Raw genomic sequence first — 19,197 nt, forward strand, 5'->3', positions numbered from 1 at the left:
GAGGAGCAAGCTGGCTCGGTTGCCTGCTCGCGACGGCGCCTCAGCCCGCCTATACTGCCCCACCTGCCCGAATGATCGTCAAGTGTGAGCAGTGTCAGACGCGGTTCAAGATCCCCGATGAGAAGGTGACGGACAAGGGGGTCAAGGTCCGCTGTACCAAGTGTGGCCACACCTTCCGCGTCACGAAGGAGTCGGCGGCCGCCGCTACCGGTGCGCCCGCGCCGGTTCCTCCCGTTCCTGGCGCGCCCTCGGGCGATGCCGGGTTCGACCCCTTCGCGCGCTTCGGCACCGCCCCAGAGCCCAAGGGCGTCCAGGTCACTCGGCCCGGCTTCTTCGCCGAGGGTGTCGAGGCCAGCCGCACGGCGCCCCCGCCCGGCCTGCCGCCAGCGCCGTGGAACGCTCCGGACTCGGGCGTGGAGGAGGACGCCTTCCAGGAGACCACGCGGGTCATGCCGCACCTGCCGGTCCCCATGGAGGCGCGGCCCCCTGTGCCGTCCCTGCCGCCCGTGGGGTTCGACTTCGATGCGCCGGAGGCCTTGCCTGCTCCGGCCCCGCCTCGCGGAGCCACGCCTGTCCCCGGCCAGGGCTTCGCGCCTCGCGGAGCCACGCCTGTCCCCGGCCAGGGCTTCGCGCCCCGTGGGGCGACGCCCGTTCCCGGCCAGGGATTGCCAGGAGCCAGGGGCGCGGCGCCGATGCCGGGTGGCATTCCCGCTGTCTCTCCCGTGGCGCCCAAGGCTGGGGCGAACCCGGTGGCGCCCGCGGCCAAGCGGCCCTCCACGGCGGGCATGCCCCGGCCTGGGGCGCTTTCCGCTGCCCCGGGCGTCGCGGCTCCCGCGCGACCGGCGCCCAAGCCCGCGGCTCCCGCGCCGGCCGCGGCTTCCGTTCCTCCCGCGGCGGACCTGTTCGCTGAGTTCTTCTCCGGAGCGCCTGGAGCGCCCGCCGTTCCGCTGCCGGACCTGCCTCCGCCCAGCGCCACCCCCGCGCCCCTGACCCCCGCGCCCGTGAAGGCGTCGGGCGGCTCACCCCTCGCGCCGTTTGGCGCCCCGGACAAGGGGGCCTTCGGCGCGGTGGACATGGACCTGAGCGAGCCTCCGCCCGACCTCGGTCCTCCGCCGGAGTTCGACTCCGACCCCATGTTCTCGGAGCCCGCGCCCACGCCCGTGGCGCCGCCTCCGCCCGTGGCGCCACCTCCGCCCGCGCCCATGGCCATGGGCCGGCCGACGCCGCTTCCGGTGGCTCCCACCCCGGGGCGGCCTCTCGCGCCGCCCGCCGCCGCTCCTCCGAAGGGGCGCGCCCCCGCGGCGCAGACGGCTGCGCCCGCGATGGGACGCATGGCTCCTCCGGCCATGGCACCGCCCGCGATGGCTCCTCCGGCCATGGCGCCTCCCGCGATGGCTCCGCCCGCGGTACACGCGCCGGTGTCGGCCTCGCCCTTCGCGGATGAGGATCCCTTCGGTCCGTCGAATGCCGACTTCAGCGAGCCGGCACCCGACTTCGAGCAACCGCTCGCGCCCCCGCCCGCTGCGCCCGTACCCGCGCCCGCGCCCGCACTCTCGGCCCTGCCCTTCGCGGACGAGGATCCGTTCGGCACGGCTGGGGTGGACCTGAACGCCCCGCCCCCCGACGAGGCCCCCGCGCCTGCTTACGCGGCGGCGCCCCTGCCGGTTCCGTCTCCGCCGGGAGCGGGCGCTCCCATGGACGAGTTCGCTCCTCCGGGCCCCATGGAGTTCGGGTTCGCCGATGAGCAGCTCCCCTCGGGGTCCGCGCCCATGGCCGACCCGTTCGCGGCGCCTGCGCCTGGCGGAGGCATGGACGATCCGTTCGCGGCGCCTGCGCCCGGCGGAGGCATGGACGATCCGTTCGCGGCCCAAGCCGCGGCGGCCCTGGACGACCCATTCGCGCCGCAAGCTTCCGACGCCGGCGCCATGCCGGATCCGTTCGCCGCGCCGGCCTCGGCAGGCACCATGGACGATCCGTTCGCGGCGGCGGCCGCCTCCGCGGGCGGCATGGCCGATCCGTTCGCGACGGCGGAGCCTGCCTTCTCGCCCACGGAGACAGGGCGCCAGATGATTGGAGGCCCCGAGCAGGGCTTCCTCACCCAGACCGATACGAGCCACCAGACCATCAGCCCCACCGACACAGGGCGCTCCATGCTCGAGTTCCCGCCTCGCGGGGGCGCGGAGATGCAGGTGGAGGGCGAGGGCGGTGGGCACGCGGTGGGCTCTCGCGAGCTGATCGATCTGCCGTCCCAGCCCGAGGCGGCACAGGCCGCCCCGTCGATGCCCGCGCCGAACCTGGCCTCTCCCGCCATCGCCCGTCCCGCGGGCCGTCCGGCGGACATGGGCATCCCCGAGCGGCGCAAGCCGACCGCGGCCCAGCAGGTGACGGGGCAGGTGGCCTACCTCACCATCGCCGCGGGGCTGCTGCTGGCCATCATGGCCGTCAGCGGGGTGTACGTGAAGCAGGGCAGGGTGGACATCTCCGCCCTGTCGCCGGGGGAGCTGATGAAGCTGGTGACTCCCAGCGACTTCGCCATGCGCAACGTCACCAACGGCCTCTATGACACGCGCGGGGGCAACCCGGTCTTCTACGTCCGCGGAGAGGTGGAGAACCGCGCCTCGAAGCCCATGCGCGTCAAGGTGCGGGCCTCGCTCTATGACGGCGGCCAGCGCGTGAAGTCCGAGGAGGGGCTTGCCGGAGTCACGGCCACGGCCGAGGATCTCCACGTCATCACCAGCCCCGAGGCCTCGGCGCAGCTGCGCTCCCGCCTGGATGCCGGCTCCACGGTCATCGCTCCCGGAGGCCGGGCGCCCTTCGCGCTCGTCTTCCAGGAGTACCCCCAGGAGCAGCTCGCCGACTTCCGGCTCAAGGTGACGATGGAGCCCGCCCTCGAAGAGGGAGGCAAGCCGTAGCGAGGCCATGCCCACCCAGGAGCAAGCCAGGAACCTCGCGCTGCGGCTGCATGGCTTGAGCGGCGGCGGGGAGATCCTCCGCAAGGCGGTGGCGCGTGAGCTGGCGCGGGTGGATCCCCTCGACGCCAACGAGCTGGTGGGCCACCTCATCGCCCTGGCCCGCTCGGGTTGGGAGCCGGCCACCCACATCCTCTCGGCCTGTGTGAAGGCGCTCGCCATGGAGGCCGAGCACATTCCCTACGCGGAGGAGCTGCGGCGGCTGGCGCACGTCCAGTCCCTGCCCACCGTGGCGGACCTGTTCGCCGAGGGCCCCGCGCGCCAGGAGATGGACAAGGGCGCGGCGGCCAAGGCGGACGCGCGCGTCTTCACCCAGTCGCTGGGGCACCTCAAGCAGCAGGCGCGCCTCACGAGGGACCCGGACGTGCTCTCGCGCCTGGCCACGGCGAGCGATCCCTCCGTGGTGCGCAACGCCCTGCTCAACCCCCGGCTCACGGAGCCGCTCGTGGTGCGCATGGCCGCGCGCCGCCCGGCTCGGCCCGAGCCGCTGTTGGAGATCTGGAAGTCCCCACGCTGGTCGGTCCGCCACGCGGTGCGCCGGGCGCTCGTCTTCAACCCGTACCTGCCGCCGGAGGTGGGGGCGAAGATCGTCCCCCTGCTCAACGTCACGGACCTGGCGGAGCTGGCGGGCGACTCCTCCGTCCACCCGTCCCTGAGAGAGCAGGCCGCCCGCCTGCTGGAGCAGGACCCGGCGGGCAAGCGGGGGAGCGGCGGGGCCTAGCCGCGCTTGGAGTCGGTGTACTCGGCGTCGGTGGTGCCGCGGCGCGAGTCGGGCAGGGGCTTCACGTCCACGAAGTCCTGGCCCTTGGAGGCCTTGCGGAACGAGTAGACGAACTTGCCCACGGCGTTGCCGAGCTGCCCCATCCTCGCGGCGGAGAAGACGATCACCAGGATGAAACCGAGAACGATGAACTCTCCGAGGCCCAGCCCCATACGCCTCACAGTGCAGCAAACCCCAGGGCGAGGCAAGTGACCTGTCAGTAGCGGACGGAAGGCCCCTCGGGGCTTGCCGCCCTGGGCCGATTCTGGCTCAGTCTGCCGCCCATGCTCCTGCTCGCCCACCGGGGTGCCAGCGCTGATGCTCCCGAGAACACCCTCGATGCCTTCGCCGAGGCCGTGAAGCAGGGGGCCGACGGCGTGGAGTTGGACGCCATGGTGTGCGGTTCGGGCGAGGTGGTGGTCTGCCATGACGAGCGGCTGGACCGCCTGGCGCGCCTGCCGTGGGAGGTGCGCACCACGCCCTATTGGAAGCTCCAGCGCGCGGACGTGGGCAGCCCCCTGGGCTTCGCCCCCGCGAGGATTCCCCTCCTGGAGGAGGTGCTGGATGCACTGCCCGCGCACTTCCTCATCAACATCGAGCTCAAGTGCGACCACTTCGATGACGGAGGGCTGGCGGTGAAGGTGGCGGAGCTGGTCACCCGGCGAGGACTGGCCGAGCGGGTGGTGGTCTCCAGCTTCAACCCCCTGTGCCTGTTCCGGCTGGCCGCCGCCGCGCCCACGCTGCGCCGGGGCTTCCTCATCGACCCGGACAAGCCGTGGGGCCCTCAGGCGTACGTGCTCACGCCGCTGGTCTCCTCGCACTCGGTACACCCGTTCCACGAGGCGTGTACCCCGGAGCGGGTGACGGACTGGAACACGGCGGGCCTGCGCGTGGCGGTGTGGACGGTGGACTCGCCCGAGCGCGCGCGGGAGCTGGAGGCGATGGGGATTTCCTACCTCATCACCAACCGGCCCCGCGCTCTGCGCGAGGGGCTGCGCCGGGCCGCCTGACTAGAAGTCGAGGCCCAGCGAGGTGTTGAAGGTGAAGATGCTCGGCAGGCCGCGCGTCTCGCTCTCCGGATTGGACGGGTCGACCTTCACGTTGCCCAGGCGCGTGACGGAGATCTCCGCGCCCAGCTGCAGCACGCCGCCGATGAACCGCACGCCGCCGTAGATGCGCTGGTTCATGTTGTCCTTGAGCCGCACCCGCTCATAGCTCGCCGTGTTCTGCAGCAGCACCTCCGTGCTGTCGCAGCGGGGCGCGGCCTGGTTCTGGGGGGCGCACGTGGAAGCGTCCACCGGGAAGGCGATGCGGCTCGAGGAGCCGCTCACGAAGGTGAAGTCCAGGCCTCCATACGGGGTGAGCGTCACCATGCCGCCCAGGGGGAACTGCTTGCCGATGCCCGCGTCCAACCCGGAGGCGGTGAGGCTGAAGTCGCGCACGCCCATCAGCTGGGTGACGTGGGCGCGCACGCCGATGTCCGGCAGGTACGTGAAGCCCTCGTTGACGGCCCACTTCACCTCGCCGGTGGCGGCCACCATGCGGCTCTTCTCCACCCAGCCCACGCGCGCGCCCAGCTCCACCGAGAAGGGCAGGCCCTTGCGGACGTGAACGGAGGGCACCAGCACCGAGCCGGGCTGTCCCTCCTGCTCCGTGGGGATGCGGACGCTGTCCGGGCCCGGCAGGCTCACGACGGACAGCTCCGCGCTGACGTTGAAGGCCGAGTGCCCCAGCGTCTCCGGCGGCATCAGGTTCGTCGACGTGAGGGTAGCGGCGAAGGCCCGGCTGAAGGCCTGGAAGTCCGCGTTCGCCGTGGAGCCCTGAGCGTTGGGGTTACCGAAATTCTCGATCTGCAGATCGTAGGCATCCGCGTACGCCGCGGCCCCCGACACGAGCGTCGCGAGAGCCACCCACCGACTGAACGCGTGCATCCTCAAACCGCCTCCCAGGCGCTCGCCGGCAGCAGGCGCCAGAATCTCGCTGGACGCTAACGTGGGCCTGCCAAGAGCGTCAATAAAACGGGCGGCCCCGCCACCGAGGCTTGAAGCCTCGAGGGGAGCCGCCCGGGAGGACCGCAGAGGTGGATGCGGTCTACGGCGTCTTCGTGGGCTGCACCGGCGAGGGCGTGGTGGCCAGCTTCTGGGCCACTGCCTCCGGCCGGCGCCGGACCACCAGCGTCTTACGGCTGGCGAAGTCGGCGCTCTCACGCGCCACCACGAGGATGTTGTTGTTGCCCTCCTTCAGCGCGAAGTCCGCGGAGAACTTCAGCTTCTGGGGCTCCTCGCCCTTGGGGTCCACCGCCTTGAAGTAGACCTTCTGGTCGTTGACGAGCACGTACACGTCCAGCAGGCCGTTGGGGTCCGTCACCGTGCCCGACAGGGTGAAGCGCTCCCCGTTGGCCATCACCCCGCCCTGGGACGGATCCACGTCCAGGCGGATGTCCGGCGGAGACAGGGTGGTGAGCAGGTCCAGCTTCTTGATGGGCGTCGCCTTGCCGCCCTTCACCTCACGGACCTCCGAGGCGCGCACGAAGGCGAAGCGATCGTCGGCCAGGGACACCTTATAGAAGCCCTTGGAGACCGCCGTGGCGGTCACCAGCGACTGCATGCCCACACGCGCCACCGGCCGGGAATCGGCTACCGCCGAGCCATAGAGCTCGGTCTTCTCCGCCAGCTTCACCACCGTCTTGGCCGGCTCGAACGCCGCGACGGGCGCCTCGGTCACCGGCAGCTGCAGCTTCTCGGTGACGAACTCCTCCAGCGGCTCGTCGATGATGGCCAGCTTCAGCGGGAAGGTGTCGCCCTTGTAGGGCTTCTTCACCTCGAGCTGGAAGCGCGCCGTCTTCGTCTCGCCCGCGGCCAGCTCGCCCAGCTTGAAGCGGCCCTTCTCGATAAAGATGTTCGGGTCGCCCGCGTTCTTGATCGTCGCGAACGAGTCCATCGCCACGCCGGTGCCCACGTTCGTCACGTCCAGCACCACGGTGACGCTCTCGCCACGCTGGGCCACGCCATCACCGTTGCAGGCCTGGCAGTCGTCCAGCACCTGCCAGCTGAAGGCGAAGGCCGGGCGGGGCAGCTCCAGGAAGCCCACCTCGCTCACCAGCGTCTTGGGCAGCGCGCCATTGTCGTCATAGAACTTCACCGTCACGTCGTCGCGGCGTGAGGTCATGTCCTTGGGCAGCTTCACCTGCACCTTCCACGTCTTCTTCTCGCCCGGCGCCAGCGCGCCGAAGAGGAACTCGCGGCGATCCAGGTAGGCGTTGTCGCTCTCGGTCCACGCATGCACGCGCTTGAGCGGCTCGCTGCTCTTGTTCTCCGCCGTCAGCACCATCTCCATCGACTCACCGGCGTGGATGGGCTTGTCGGAGCTCGGAGAGAAGGTGGCCTCCAGCTGCACGTTCTTCGGCGTGGCACCCGGGCTCCAGTCGATGCCCAGCGCGGCGATGGCGGAGTTGATGCGCTGCTCCTCCTCCTGGCGCTTCTGCTCGATGAAGGCCTTGCCCTGCTTGAGCTGCTCCTGGCGGTTGCTCGAGGTCGCCTTGAGCACGAAGTCGCGGGCGAAGAGGACCTCGAAGTCCTCCTTGATCTCGTCCTGGCTCTCGGCGTCCAGCTGGTCGTCCAGGTCCTCACCCTGGCCGGCCACGTCCACGTCCAACAGCGGGTTGGGTCCCTTGGAGCCCTTGGCGTCCTTGCCGTCCTTGGCATCCTTCTGCGCCGTCTTCGGAGCGGCCTTCTCCTTCTCGGCCTCCTTCTTGGCGACGGTGGCCTGCGCCTTCTCGTCCACCTTGAGGTACTTCAGGCTCTCCAGCGGCTTCTCGCGGTCCAGCACGTCCTCGCGCTTCTTGGCCACCTTGTCGGAGTCCGGGTTGCCGAAGTGCTGATCCAGGTCCGCCTCGCCGATGGTGCGGCGCGGGGCGAACACGTCCAGGCGCTCCTCGGTGACGCGCGTGGGAATCAGCTGGATGTCCGGGACGATACCGACCTCCTGGATCGACTTGTCGCCAGGCGTCAGGTACTTGGCGATCGTCAGCTTCAGCGCGCTGTCATCCGGGAAGTCATAGAGCACCTGCACGCTGCCCTTGCCGAACGTCTGCCGGCCGATGATGACGGCGCGGTCCAGGTTCTTCAGCGCGCCGGCGACGATCTCCGAGGCCGAGGCACTGCCCGCGTTCACCAGCACCGCGATGGGGTACTTGTCCTCGCCGTCCGTGGGACGCGCGCGCTTCTCCTCGCGCAGCTTGTCCGACAGGCCCACCGTCGCGACGATGACGCCGTTGGACAGGAACGTGTCCGACACCTGGATGGCCTGCTCCAGCAGGCCGCCCGGGTTGCCACGCATGTCCAGCACCAGGCCCTTCATCGGGCTGCCCTTGGCCTCGGAGGCCTTGCGCAGATCCTCCAGCGCCGACTCGAGATCCCTCGTGGTGTTGCCCTGGAAGTTCTTCAGCCGAACGTAGCCCACGTTCTGCGAGAGCAGCTTGTGCTGCACGCTCTCGATCGAAATCATCGCGCGCGCCAGCGTCATGACGCGGGGCTTGTCCCAGCCCTTGCGCTCCACGGTGATGGTGACGCGGCTGTCCACCGGCCCACGCAGCTTGGACACGGCCTCGTTGAGGTCCATGTTCACCGTGGACTCCTCGGAGATCTTCTTGATCTGGTCGTCCTTCTGGATGCCCGCGCGGTGCGCCGGCGTCTTGGGCAGCACCTTCACCACGGTGAGGTTGCCCTCGCGCATCTGGATGACGAAGCCCAGGCCACCGAACTCACCCTTGGTGGACAGCTTCATCTCCCGGTACAGCTCGGGCCGCAGCAGCACCGAGTGCGGGTCCAGCGTGGAGAGCATGCCGTTGACGGCCGCGTACTCGATGTCCCGCGTGTCCTCGATGGGACGCATGTTCTTGGAGATGAAGTCGAAGACGTCCTTGAGCGTGAAGGACATCTTCCACAGCGAGTCCACGTGGCTGATGTCGAAGTCACGCGTCTTGCCGTTGACGTTGAGCGCCAGCTTGCCCGTCTCCGCGTTGCCCTCGACGAGCACGTCCGGGACGCTCTTCTCCACGTACTCCAGCGCGGAGATCATCATCTCCTTGGGCTTCACGCGCTTGGGGTCGACGTAGTTGTCCTTCACGTAGAGGATGACCTTCGTGAAGACGCGCAGGGAGGACAGCTCGTGCGGTGCCTTCTCCCCCTTCTGAGCAGCCGAGCCGCTCGCGCTCTGGCTCGCCTCGGCGGCTGCCATCGTCAGGGGAATGGGTGCCCCGTCGCTGCCCACGAGGGCCCAGGCGCCGAGGAGAAAGGCGACGGCGATGATCCGGCGAAGCGTTCGCGGCATGGTTCATCCAAGCTGGGGCACGGAGCACCCCGGGGTGTTGCGTGAAAAGCCGTGTGAATCCGAGTGGTTGTCGAGGACGGAAGGCACCGAGAGCAGCCGGCCAAGCCTAATCATGGACTTCGGGTGCTTCAAGGCATCCTCTGCTCTGTAATCAGGAGGAACGTTCCTGGCGGTCACTGCGTTCCCGGCCACCCCCGGGATCACAGCCTCTAGAAGGCCAGACACCCGGGGGCCCTGTTTATTTCAAGGCAGGGCGCGCGAGGCGGCCGAGGGAGGAGGCGGCAGGTGGCCGGCGGCGCGCAGGCCGCGGTACAGCAGGGTGCCCGCGACGATGGCCACCGGCAGGAAGAAGGTGTTGAGCACCGGCACCCAGAGGAGCAGGTAGACGCCCGCGCCGAAGCCCAGGCAGAGGGCCCGCCGCTCGCGCATCATCCGCCGCACCTCGGCGAAGGGGTACAGGTGGCGCGTCATGGGGCTGGCCAGGTGCTCGCCGGCCATCCACAGCATGGTCCACAGGCTGCCCAGCACCGTCCACAGGATGCTGCCCACCCCGGGGATGAAGTGGAGCGGCAGCAGGACGAGCAGGCCCAGCAGCATGAAGAAGATGCGAGCCAGGGTGTGTGCGATTCCGGTCAGCACGCCCCGGACGAAGCTCCGCAGGGTGAAGGGCAGGGGCTGGAAGTCGCCGCACTGCTCCTCGGTGGTCTCCGAGATGGGGTCCTGCAGCGGGGCGAGCAGCAGCGGGGGGAGGGCGTTGGCGCCCACCACCAGGCCCACCACGAACGTGAGGAAGACGACGAGGTACCAGAGGCCCTTGCCGTACCAGGACTCCGGGCGGGCGAAGAAGTTGCTGATCAGCTCCGGGGTATAGGTCCAGAGGAGCACGACCAGGACGACCAGGCTCACCAGCGTGACGACCGCGCACAGGGCCGACAGGAGGAAGAGCTTGGGGGTGCGGAAGATGAGCCCGAAGGCGCGGCCCAGCAAGCCCACCCCCTGAAAGAAGTCCGAAGCGGCGGTGGGACGGGGAGTGAAGTCGGGGATGGGAGTGGGGGTCATCCGGGGGCGGTGCGCAAATGAGAGCGTCGGTGGCTACCTACGTTATATAGGCGCGGCCATGTCTCTGGATCTCAAACGAGCAAACGTCCAACCCATTGCTTCCATTGACGCGCTGGTGGACACCTTCCGCGCCGCCGAGAAGCCCCGGGCCGAGCACCGGCTGGGCATCGAGCACGAGAAGTTCGTCTACACGAAGGTGGGCGCTCGTTTCGTCCCGTACGAGGGCCCCTCGGGGATAGGCGCACTGCTGGAGAAGATGGGGGCGGGGGGCGGCTATACCCCCTTCCGGGAGACGCCCGAGTCTCCGGTCATCGCCCTCCAGCGAGGCATTGAGACGGTGTCCCTGGAGCCGGGAGGCCAGCTCGAGCTGTCCGGCAGCCCGTTCGTCACCGCGCGCGAGGCCCACGCCGAGAACCTGAGGCACCTGTCCGAGGCGAAGGCCGCCGGAGAATCGCTGGGGCTGCAACTGGTGGCGCTGGGCTACCGCCCCTACGGCACGACGGCCGAGATGCCGTGGATGCCCAAGAGCCGCTACATGATGATGCGGCGCTCGCTGCCGGAGCGCGGCCGTCTGGCGCTGAACATGATGTTGATGACGTCCACCGGGCAGGCCTCGTACGACTGGGCGGACGAGGCTGACGCCGTGCGTAAGACGGTGCTGGTGGCGCGGCTGGCCCCGCTGATGGTGGCGCTCTACGCCAACAGCCCGCTGCTGGAGGGCAAGCCCTCGGGCTTCATGTCCTTCCGCAACCGTGTCTGGGAGGAGGTGGACCCCACCCGCTGTGGCTACCTGCCGTCCTTCTTCGACGGCTCGTTCTCCTATCGCCAGTACGTGGAGTGGGCGCTGGACGCGCCGCTGCTCTTCCTGCGCCGGCGCGGGGAGTACCTCTACCCGAAGCTCACCTTCCGCCAGTTGATGAAGGAGGGCTTCGAGGGCCAGCCCCCGGACATGGGGGACTGGACCGACCACCTGTCCACGCTCTTCCCCGAAGTGCGCCTCAAGAAGGTCATCGAGGTGCGTGGGGCGGACTGTGTCGGGGCGGAGATGACGGGGGCGCTCGGTGCGCTGTGGCGCGGGCTGCTCTACGAGAAGGGCGCCATGGACGAGGCCGAGCGGCTGCTGCCGAAGCTGTCCTTCACCGAGCACCAGGCCTTCCACGACACCGCGCGTCGCGAGGGGCTCTCCGGGCGCCTCGGGCAGCAGGAACTGCACCGGCTCGCCTCGGAGATGGTGGGCATTGCCCGCCGGGGCCTGGAGCGTCTGGATCCCCAGGACGCGCCGCTGCTGGAGCCGCTGGCCCGAGTGGCTGCCTCGGGCCGCTCGCCCGCCCAGGCGGTGCTGGAGGCCTGGGAGAAGGACCCGCGCCCGGAGGCGGTGCTGTCGCGCTTCACGCTGTAGCCAGGCGCGGGTCGGTCGTCGGGGTGGGGTTGCTTAGAAGCGCCCACCCAGGGTGATGCTGGCGTTGAAGAGGCTGCCGTCGGCATCTCCGGCGAAGTCGTCGGCATAGCCCTCGCCATACATCAGCCGGTAGGTGGCGCGCGCCCCCGCGAAGATGGCGCCGAAGTTGTAGTCCACGCCCGCCGCCAGCGGCACCTCGCTGACCACGTCGTTGTCGAAGAGCGTCTCCGCCCCATCGCTGACGTTGAGGTAGCTCAGACCCACGCCCGCGCCCACGTAGGGCCGCCACTTCTGATCGATGAGCGGGCCTGCCTTGGCGAGCAGCCCGACGTTGTGGCGGTACAGGGCCTCGCCGTCTCCGACGATGTCATCACTGATGGGCAGGCGCTGCCCCTCGTACCCCAGCTCGACGCCCAGGGCCTTCCACACCTGCGCTCCGGCCGCGATGCCTAGCAGCGGGCCCGTGTCGGTCTCCTCTCCCAGCTCTCCTGTCACGCCACCGAGGCCGACGCGGACATCCAGGCCGACCTTCGCCCGCTCCGCATCGAAGTCGAGTTCCTCGTCCACGCGCTGGGCCTCGATGGCCAGCGCTGGACCCGCGAACAACACCGCCGCTGTGGCGAGGCTCCCCATCACCGAACGAATCCGCATTGCGCCCTCCGAGATTGTGAGTCACGGAACAATCTGGGCATCCACGTGGAGTGGGAGTGGGGGGCGTCATTCCGAGCGGATGCGCCCGTATGGGCTCCGGAGCAGGAGCCTCGGGGCTGGACGCCTGCCTGCTGGCCGGGCGCCTAGCGTTTGCCGAACAGCTTGCGCAGCCCGGAGAACAGGCCGGTGGGGCGCGCCTCCACCTCTGTGGCGAACGGAGAGCGGGCCAGGAGCGCGTCCCGAGCCGCGTCATCCAGGTCCTCGGTGACGAGAGGTACCGGCTGCCGCTTCGAGCCGGGCAGGGTGGCCGACAGCGAGAGGATGCCGTCCTGGGAGAGGGAGAAGTGAATCTCGGCCTCGCCCGCGCGCTCGAGCTGGAAGTGGAGCGCGCCGAGGTACTCGCTCTCGGCGACCAGGGGCGAGGGGCCCTGGAAGAGCGCGAGCGAGAGCGGGCCCAGGGTGACGGGCAGCACGAGCGTCTTGTCCGCGGGCAGGCGGGTGTTGCGCTCGAAGACGCGGCGGATGGTGCCTCCGCGCTCGCCGACGCCCAGGGGCACGGAGAGAACGTCGGAGACGGTGGCGCCCGGCTTGCCCGAGTCGATCTCCAGCAGCGAGCGCCCGAGGAGCGCCGCGCCCAGGGCCACCGCGCCGAGCGGGTCCACGTCGGAGCGCACCGGCACCCCGAGGCTCTCCTCGAGCCGCCGTCGCACGAGCGGGGCGCGGCTTTGGCCTCCCACGAGCAACACCGCGTCCAGTCCCTGAGGGGTGAGGGCGCTCGACTCCAGCACCTCGCGGGTGGCCTCTGTCACGCGCTGCGCCAGGTCTGCGGTGAGCGCCTCCACGCGTTCTCGGCTGAGGGAGAGCTGGGCGCCTCCCCGCAGGGAGACGGTCGTCTCCTCCTGCTCGCTGAGGACCACCTTGGCGGACTCAGCGGCGGCGCGCAGCGAGCCCCAGTCGGGCGGAGACTCCGGCGAGGGCTCGGCCTGCCCTCGCAGCTCCGCGTTGAGCGCTTCGGCGATGCGCGCGTCGAAGTCCATGCCGCCGAGCATCGGCTCGCAGCCGGTGGTGACGATCTCCAGGTCATCGCCGGTGACTTGCACGACGGAGATCTCCAGCCCGCCTCCGCCCAGGTCCACCACGAGGACGCGCTTGCGAGCCAGTCCGCGCCCGTGGCCGTAGGCGAGCGTCGCCGCGGCGGGGGCGTTGAGGATGCGTGAGACCTGGAGGCCCGCGAGCTCGGCCGCCTCGCGCAGGGCGGCGCGCTGGCGGGCATCGAAGTGGGCTGGGACGGACAGCACCGCGCGCGTCGCCTCGCGGCCGAGGAACGCGGCGGCGGAGGACTTGAGCTCGCGCAGGAGGTGGGTGGCGAACTCGGTCAGGGGAATGACGCGGCCATGCAGCTCGACGCTCGCGTCACCGCGCGGATCGGCCGTGACGGAGAAGGGCAGACCCACGAAGCCGCGAAGTCGAGGGGAGCGGGCCCGCAGTCCCAACAGGCGCTTGAGGCCAGTGGCGGCGTGGCGTGGCGTCCGCTCGGCCTCGGCCTGGGCCGCCGTGCCGACGAGGAGCTGCCCGGAGGCGTCAACCGCCAGCATTGAAGGCAGGCCTCGCGCCTCCTGGCCGCCCGTGGGGATGAGTCGGGGCGCGCCTTCGTGGAACACCGCGACCCGGGCCTCGGTCGTGCCCAGGTCGATGCCAAGCACCACCTCGGGAGCGGCGGGCGCCACGGGAGCGGCGACAGGCACCTCGAGCACCGTTCTCCTGCGGCCCTTGAACTCAGGGCTGCGGCGGATGTCCTCGGGTGGGGCAGGCGCGGGGGCCTCGACGCGAGGAGGAGGCTCCTCTGGGGCACGCTCGATCGGCGCGGCGGGAGCAGCGGGCTCGCGCGCGACGGGGGGAGGTGTTTGCACGGAAGCCGGAGCGGGATCCACCGGCGTGGGGTTCCGCGCAACGGGAGGCGGCTCGGTTCGGGTGGCCGTAGGAGCGGCGCTGGGTGGTGCGACCTGAACAGGAGCGGGTGGTTCGGCCCGCGTTGCTCCCACGGTGCTGCTCGGTGGCGCGACGGGAGCGGCGGGCGGAGGGTCCACCGGAAGGGGTTGCACCGGGCGGACCGGTTCAGGCGGCCTGGCGAAAGGAGCCTCCACCGGTGGCGTGGGGGACTGACGCTGGGGAGGTGGCTCGGCGCGACGGGGAGCTTCTGCCTGAGGCGCGGGAGGCGCCGCCACGGGGCGTGTCGTCGCCGTGGGAGGCCGCACCGCTTCCGGTGGCGCGACTGCAGGCGCCGAAGGAGGCGCGGCCGCAGGCGCCGGAGCCGTCCGGCGAACCATCCCGGGAGGTGGCGGCGTGGAGAGGAGGCCTGCGGCGTTGGTGCCCACGCTCGGAGCTGGAGGCGCAGCGGGTGCCGCCGGGCGCCTCTCGGCAGCCACGGGCGCGGGGGACGCAGCGGGAGCCGGAGTCGGTGTCGCGACGGGACGCGATGGCGCGGCAGGCGCAGCACGGACCTCCGGAGGCGAGGCGGGCTCCCCACTTCGGTACGCCACCAGCCGCTCGATGAAGACCTTGCTCGGCGCATCCAGCTTCACGAAGCGCACGGTCATGCCCGAGCGCCCGCCGCCTTCATCGATCTGCGCCTTCACGACGACGCCCTCGCCGCGCAGCAGCCGCGTCCCATCGGCGAGGACGAACTCGAAGGCGAGCGCGGTGCCCTCCTCCTTGAGGGCTCGGGTGGCGATGAACACACCCCCACGCGCGACGTTCGAGCCGTACTTCTCGATGAACTCCTCCTCCGTGGTGTACGGGAGGCGGATGCGCAGCGGGAGGAGGTTGGGCGCGACCGTCACCGTTCTCACCGCCTCACGGACGACTCATTGCAGCGCGAGGCGAACGTCCCCGCTGCTGGCGGGGAGCACGAGCGTCATTCCAGCGCCGATGGCCGCCGGGGGCAGCTCGAAGAGGATCACCACCTCGGTGCGCTCCTCGAGCTCCCAGGTGCGCCGCAGCTCGCGCGTGCCGCCGACGATCTGCGCGTCTCGGGCCACCCGGTGCTCCTTACCCTCCGCATCCACCAGCCGCGCCCCCTCCAGGGACAGGCTGACGGGCGCCGTGCCCACGTTCTGGGTGACGAGGTGTACGCTCAGGAAGCGCTCCTCGGTGGTGAGGCCCACCTTGCCCGAGCCCTGCACCGAGTTCGAGGCCAGCAGGCCCGTGAGCTTCACGGCCAGCGAGTCCACGTGAACAGTGTCGTTCTTCTCGGGGAGGGGCAGCTTCTGGCTCTCGGCGCCCTCACCGGTGGCGAGGTCCGCGAGCCCCGCGTTGGGGCCCACGGGAACGTCGGAAGCCTGGACGGGCGGGCCCGAGGGCGTACCTCCTTGCTCCACGCGCTTCGCCTCGGCGCGCAGCTTGGCGAGCGTGCGGTCCTCCTGGGGCGGAGCCTCCTCCTTCGTGCAGCCCCACGCGAGGGCCGCCGCCAGGAGCAACGGGGAGAGGGAGGTGCGCACGCTCATGCCCGGCTCTTCACCAGTTCGTACAGCTTGTCGAGCGCCGCGGGCAGCTTCGTCGCGTCCGGGCCACCGGCTTGCGCCATGTCCGGCTTGCCGCCGCCCTTACCACCCACCTCCTTGGCCATCTCGCGCACCAGGTCACCCGCGCTGATGCCCTTGGCCACCAGGTCCTTCGTGGCGGCCACGAGGATGAGCGCCTTGCCGTCCTTCTCTCCGCCGATGGCGATGACGCCCGAGCGGATGCGGTCTCGCAGCTGGTCGGCCAGCCCGCGGTAGACCTTGTCGTCGGCCGGGTCGATGCGGGTGGCCAGCACCTTGATGCCGTTCACGTCGCGGGCCTGGTCCAGCAGGTCCTTGCTGGAGGCCGTCTGCGCCTTGACGGCCACCTCCTCGACCTTCTTCTCCAGCTCCTTCACGCGCTTCTGGGTGGCCTCGACGCGCTTGGACAGCTCCTTGGGGCTGGTCTTCAGCAGGTCGGCGGCCTTGCGCAGCTCGCGCTCGGTCTCACGCAGGTACTGGAGCGCGCCCACGCCGGTGACGGCGGTGACGCGGCGCACGCCCGAGGCGATGCCGCTCTCGCTGATGACCTTGAAGAGGCCGATGTCCCCGCTGCGGCGCACGTGGGTGCCGCCGCACAGCTCGGTGGACTGCGGATGCACGGTGACGACGCGCACCGTCTCGCCGTACTTCTCGCCGAACATGGCGACGGCGCCGGACTTCTTCGCCTCGTCCAGCTTCATGACGCGCGTCTGGGCCTCGGAGTTCTCGCGGATCCAGGTGTTGACGATGTCCTCCACCTGGTCGAGCTGCTCGGGGGTGGGCACCGCGAAGTGCGAGTAGTCGAAGCGCAGGTAGTCCGGAGCCACCACGGAGCCGGCCTGCTTCACGTGGTCGCCCAGCACCATCTTGAGCGCCTTGTGCAGCAGGTGCGTGGCCGAGTGGTTGGCGCGGATGGACTTGCGCCGCTCGCCGTCCACGCCGGCCTGCACCGCGTCGCCGACCTTGAAGGTGCCTTCCTTCACTTCCACCTGGTGGACGACGAGGCCCTGCACCGGGCGCTGCGCGTCCTGCACCAGGGCCACCGCCTTGCCGCCGTGGCCGACGATGCGGCCGGAGTCACCCACCTGTCCGCCGGACTCGCCGTAGAAGGGCGTGCGGTCCAGCACCAGCTCCACCTTCTCGCCCGCGGTGGCCTGGCCCACCTCCTGGCCGTCCTTGAGGATGGCGCGCACGGAGCCCTCGCCCTCGTGACCCTCGCCCTCGTAGCCGAGGAACTCGGTGGTGCCCAGCTGCTCCGCCAGCTTCAGGTAGACAGCCCCCACCGCCTTGTCGTCGGTGAGCTTGCCCGACGCGCTGCCGCGAGGGCTGTTCATGACCTCCCAGAACTTCGTCAGGTCGACGTCGTAGCCGCGCTCGCGGGCGATGATCTGGGTGAGGTCCCACGGGAAGCCGTGGGTGTCATGGAGGAAGAACGTCGACTCGCCGGAGATGACCTTGCCGCCGCTCTCCTTCAGCTTGGCGATCTCCTCGTCGATCATCTTCAGGCCGCGGTTGAGCGTGCGCCGGAAGCTCTCCTCCTCGTGGCGGGAGACCTCGAGCGCGAAGGTGCGGTTGTCGCGCAGCTCGGAGAAGGCGTCGCCCATCAGCTCGATGACGCGGTCCACCACCTTGAAGAAGAACAGCTCGTCCAGGCCCAGCAGCGAGCCGTGGCGGATGGCGCGGCGCATGATGCGGCGCAGCACGTAGCCGCGGCCCTCGTTGGAGGGCTGCACGCCATCGGAGATGAGGAACGCGGCGGCGCGGCTGTGGTCCGCAATCACGCGCATGGAGGCCCCGCCCTCCTGCGTGTACGGCTTGCCCACCAACTCGCTGACCTTGCCGAGGATGCCCTGGAACAGGTCGGTGTCGTAGTTGGAGCGCTTGCCCTGGACGACGGAGGCGATGCGCTCCAGGCCCGCGCCGGTGTCGATGGAGGGCTTGGGCAGCGGGATGAGCGGCGCGTCCTTCTCTTTGCGCTCGAACTGCATGAACACGAGGTTCCAGATCTCCAGCCACCGGTCGCAGTCGCACGCCACGCCTTGGCACTTGCGGCCCGCGGCCACCTCGGCGCAGGGGATGTCATCGCCCTGGTGGAAGTGGATCTCCGAGCACGGGCCGCACGGCCCCGTGTCGCCCATGGCCCAGAAGTTGTCCTTGTAGCCGAGCTTGTAGATGCGCTCGCGCGCCACGCCCTGCTTGGCCCACAGCTCGAAGGCCTCCTCGTCCCAGGGAATGCCCTGCTCACCGTTGAACACGGTGACGGCCAGGCGCTCCGTGGGCAGGGCCAGCGTCTTCGTCACGAACTCCCAGGCGTAGGCGATGGCCTCGGCCTTGAAGTAGTCGCCGAAGGAGAAGTTGCCGAGCATCTCGAAGAACGTGTGGTGCCGGGCGGTGTAGCCCACGTTGTCGAGGTCGTTGTGCTTGCCGCCGGCGCGCACGCACTTCTGCGAGGTGGTGGCGCGGCTGTAGTCGCGCTTCTCACGGCCGGTGAAGACGTCCTTGAACTGGACCATGCCCGCGTTGGTGAACAGCAGGGTCGGGTCGTTCTGGGGGACCAGCGAGGAGGAGGCGATGCGGCGGTGGCCGCGCTCCTCGAAGAACTTGAGGAACGCCTCGCGGATTTGGGAGGCGGTAAGAGCGGAAGGCATGGTGTGGGTATATGCCACAAGAGGACGGTCCGCAGGAGTTCTTGCTACCCGAGCACTCAGCAAGCCAGCGATCGAGCCCAAAGGTGGGATACACTCCGCCCCTGTCCCATGCGGCTGCTCTGCATCGTCCTCTTCCTGGTGTCCTTCCCTGCTCTGGCGCAGGTGGATGCCCGCGTGGCCTTCCTGACCCGGCAGTTGGAGAAGGGTAAGGATCCACGTGCTCGTTCCCAGGCGGCGCTGGTGCTAGGCGCTACCGATGAGCCCGACGCCATGGGCCCCTTGTGTACGGCGCTCAAGGATGAGAGCGAGGTGGTGCGCTCCGCCGCGGCCAAGGGGTTGGCGACGCTCAAGGAGGTCGCCGCGCTCGACTGCCTCAAGGCGCACAAGGAGGAGGACGCCGCCACGCTGGTGGCGGTGCGCGAGGCCATCCAGGGCCTGGAGGCGCTCAAGTCGCGTCCTCCGCGCATCTACGTGGACCTGGAGGACCTGAAGGACAAGACGGGCGCGCTGCCGCCGGACCTGCTGAAGGCCACGCAGGACCGGCTGAAGCGGCGGCTCCTCCAGTCGGGCGCGCTGCTGGCGCCGCGCAAGGAGCCGAAGAAGACGGCCAAGGGCGTCCTCAAGAAGCACGGTATTTCGGGTTATCGCCTCTCCGCGGAGGTCCGCACCACGGAAGAGGGGGGCCTGAGAATCGTGGTCGTCTGCCTCACTTATCCGGACCTGGCGCTGCTGGGTCAGGTAGATGTGCAGGCGTCTGGAGCCCAACCCGCGGATCTCCTCAAGGCGCTGGCCCCCAAGGTCATCGAGGAAGTCGCGGCAACTCTCGAGTGGAGCACTTGAT

General features: G+C 70.1%; 13 protein-coding genes. 5 read left to right on the forward strand and 8 right to left on the reverse strand.

All coding sequences use genetic code 11. The features are described 5' to 3' along the window. The first annotated feature begins 71 nt into the window (after positions 1–71). Together SYV04_RS18540 and SYV04_RS18545 are read left to right on the forward strand one after the other, a co-directional pair. Complete coding sequence (locus tag SYV04_RS18540; protein WP_321547155.1) at positions 72–2,912, forward strand: zinc-ribbon domain-containing protein; 2,841 nt, start codon at positions 72–74, stop codon at positions 2,910–2,912. Between the two features lie 7 nt (positions 2,913–2,919). Further along, positions 2,920–3,690, forward strand: a complete 771-nt coding sequence (locus SYV04_RS18545; RefSeq protein WP_321547156.1) for a hypothetical protein — start codon at positions 2,920–2,922, stop codon at positions 3,688–3,690. Here the strand turns inward: SYV04_RS18545 and SYV04_RS18550 are convergent. Then, complete coding sequence (locus SYV04_RS18550; RefSeq protein ID WP_321547157.1) at positions 3,687–3,902, reverse strand: twin-arginine translocase TatA/TatE family subunit; 216 nt, start codon at positions 3,900–3,902, stop codon at positions 3,687–3,689. The two genes, SYV04_RS18545 and SYV04_RS18550, sit on opposite strands and share 4 nt — an antisense overlap. A 111-nt stretch (positions 3,903–4,013) precedes the next feature. On the opposite strand from SYV04_RS18550, the gene SYV04_RS18555 reads away from it, so the two are divergent. Beyond that, a complete protein-coding gene (locus SYV04_RS18555; RefSeq protein ID WP_321547158.1) occupies positions 4,014–4,739 on the forward strand; it encodes a glycerophosphodiester phosphodiesterase in 726 nt (241 codons plus the stop codon). Here the strand turns inward: SYV04_RS18555 and SYV04_RS18560 are convergent, their stop codons facing one another. The 3 genes from SYV04_RS18560 to SYV04_RS18570 form a co-directional block, all read right to left on the reverse strand. Further along, a complete protein-coding gene (locus SYV04_RS18560) occupies positions 4,740–5,660 on the reverse strand; it encodes a hypothetical protein (RefSeq protein ID WP_321547159.1) in 921 nt (306 codons plus the stop codon). It abuts the gene before it with no gap. A gap of 160 nt (positions 5,661–5,820) precedes the next feature. After that, a complete protein-coding gene (locus SYV04_RS18565) occupies positions 5,821–9,060 on the reverse strand; it encodes an MXAN_5808 family serine peptidase (RefSeq protein ID WP_321547160.1) in 3,240 nt (1,079 codons plus the stop codon). 243 nt (positions 9,061–9,303) lie between these two features. After that, the gene (locus SYV04_RS18570) at positions 9,304–10,119 is read right to left on the reverse strand and encodes an EI24 domain-containing protein (RefSeq protein ID WP_321547161.1); all 816 of its coding nucleotides are present in this window, start codon (positions 10,117–10,119) and stop codon (positions 9,304–9,306) included. Positions 10,120–10,177: 58 nt separating this feature from the next. Here SYV04_RS18570 and SYV04_RS18575 point away from each other — a divergent pair, with 58 nt between their 5' ends. Further along, entirely contained in the window at positions 10,178–11,518 is a 1,341-nt protein-coding gene (locus tag SYV04_RS18575; RefSeq protein ID WP_321547162.1) for a glutamate--cysteine ligase, read from the forward strand. A 33-nt stretch (positions 11,519–11,551) separates the two neighbouring features. Here SYV04_RS18575 and SYV04_RS18580 read toward each other — a convergent pair whose 3' ends face one another. The 4 genes from SYV04_RS18580 to alaS form a co-directional block, all read right to left on the reverse strand. Continuing rightward, a complete protein-coding gene (locus SYV04_RS18580) occupies positions 11,552–12,169 on the reverse strand; it encodes an outer membrane beta-barrel protein (protein WP_321547163.1) in 618 nt (205 codons plus the stop codon). Between the two features lie 143 nt (positions 12,170–12,312). Then, positions 12,313–15,009 (reverse strand): TIGR02266 family protein, encoded by a 2,697-nt coding sequence (locus SYV04_RS18585; RefSeq protein ID WP_321547164.1) that lies wholly within the window; start codon positions 15,007–15,009, stop codon positions 12,313–12,315. 24 nt (positions 15,010–15,033) lie between these two features. Then, positions 15,034–15,672, reverse strand: a complete 639-nt coding sequence (locus tag SYV04_RS18590; protein ID WP_321547165.1) for a DUF4352 domain-containing protein — start codon at positions 15,670–15,672, stop codon at positions 15,034–15,036. Continuing rightward, positions 15,669–18,356: an alanine--tRNA ligase gene (gene alaS / locus SYV04_RS18595; RefSeq protein WP_321547166.1), complete on the reverse strand. Its 2,688-nt coding sequence runs from the start codon at positions 18,354–18,356 to the stop codon at positions 15,669–15,671. Before alaS ends, SYV04_RS18590 begins: the two co-directional genes overlap by 4 nt. Before the next feature lie 108 nt (positions 18,357–18,464). Here alaS and SYV04_RS18600 point away from each other — a divergent pair, with 108 nt between their 5' ends. Continuing rightward, entirely contained in the window at positions 18,465–19,196 is a 732-nt protein-coding gene (locus SYV04_RS18600) for a HEAT repeat domain-containing protein (protein ID WP_321547167.1), read from the forward strand. Position 19,197 lies beyond the last annotated feature (1 nt).

The sequence above is a fragment of the Hyalangium ruber genome (assembly GCF_034259325.1).
GTDB lineage: Bacteria > Myxococcota > Myxococcia > Myxococcales > Myxococcaceae > Hyalangium_A > Hyalangium_A rubrum.

What these genes read in the sequence shown, in the direction of transcription:
- SYV04_RS18540 (WP_321547155.1), top strand. Translation starts at nt 72, where the DNA reads ATGATCGTCAAGTGTGAGCAGTGTCAGACGCGGTTCAAGATCCCCGAT.
- SYV04_RS18545 (WP_321547156.1), top strand. Translation starts at nt 2,920, where the DNA reads ATGCCCACCCAGGAGCAAGCCAGGAACCTCGCGCTGCGGCTGCATGGC.
- SYV04_RS18550 (WP_321547157.1), bottom strand. Translation starts at nt 3,902, where the DNA reads ATGGGGCTGGGCCTCGGAGAGTTCATCGTTCTCGGTTTCATCCTGGTG.
- SYV04_RS18555 (WP_321547158.1), top strand. Translation starts at nt 4,014, where the DNA reads ATGCTCCTGCTCGCCCACCGGGGTGCCAGCGCTGATGCTCCCGAGAAC.
- SYV04_RS18560 (WP_321547159.1), bottom strand. Translation starts at nt 5,660, where the DNA reads ATGCACGCGTTCAGTCGGTGGGTGGCTCTCGCGACGCTCGTGTCGGGG.
- SYV04_RS18565 (WP_321547160.1), bottom strand. Translation starts at nt 9,060, where the DNA reads ATGCCGCGAACGCTTCGCCGGATCATCGCCGTCGCCTTTCTCCTCGGC.
- SYV04_RS18570 (WP_321547161.1), bottom strand. Translation starts at nt 10,119, where the DNA reads ATGACCCCCACTCCCATCCCCGACTTCACTCCCCGTCCCACCGCCGCT.
- SYV04_RS18575 (WP_321547162.1), top strand. Translation starts at nt 10,178, where the DNA reads ATGTCTCTGGATCTCAAACGAGCAAACGTCCAACCCATTGCTTCCATT.
- SYV04_RS18580 (WP_321547163.1), bottom strand. Translation starts at nt 12,169, where the DNA reads ATGCGGATTCGTTCGGTGATGGGGAGCCTCGCCACAGCGGCGGTGTTG.
- SYV04_RS18590 (WP_321547165.1), bottom strand. Translation starts at nt 15,672, where the DNA reads ATGAGCGTGCGCACCTCCCTCTCCCCGTTGCTCCTGGCGGCGGCCCTC.
- alaS (WP_321547166.1), bottom strand. Translation starts at nt 18,356, where the DNA reads ATGCCTTCCGCTCTTACCGCCTCCCAAATCCGCGAGGCGTTCCTCAAG.
- SYV04_RS18600 (WP_321547167.1), top strand. Translation starts at nt 18,465, where the DNA reads ATGCGGCTGCTCTGCATCGTCCTCTTCCTGGTGTCCTTCCCTGCTCTG.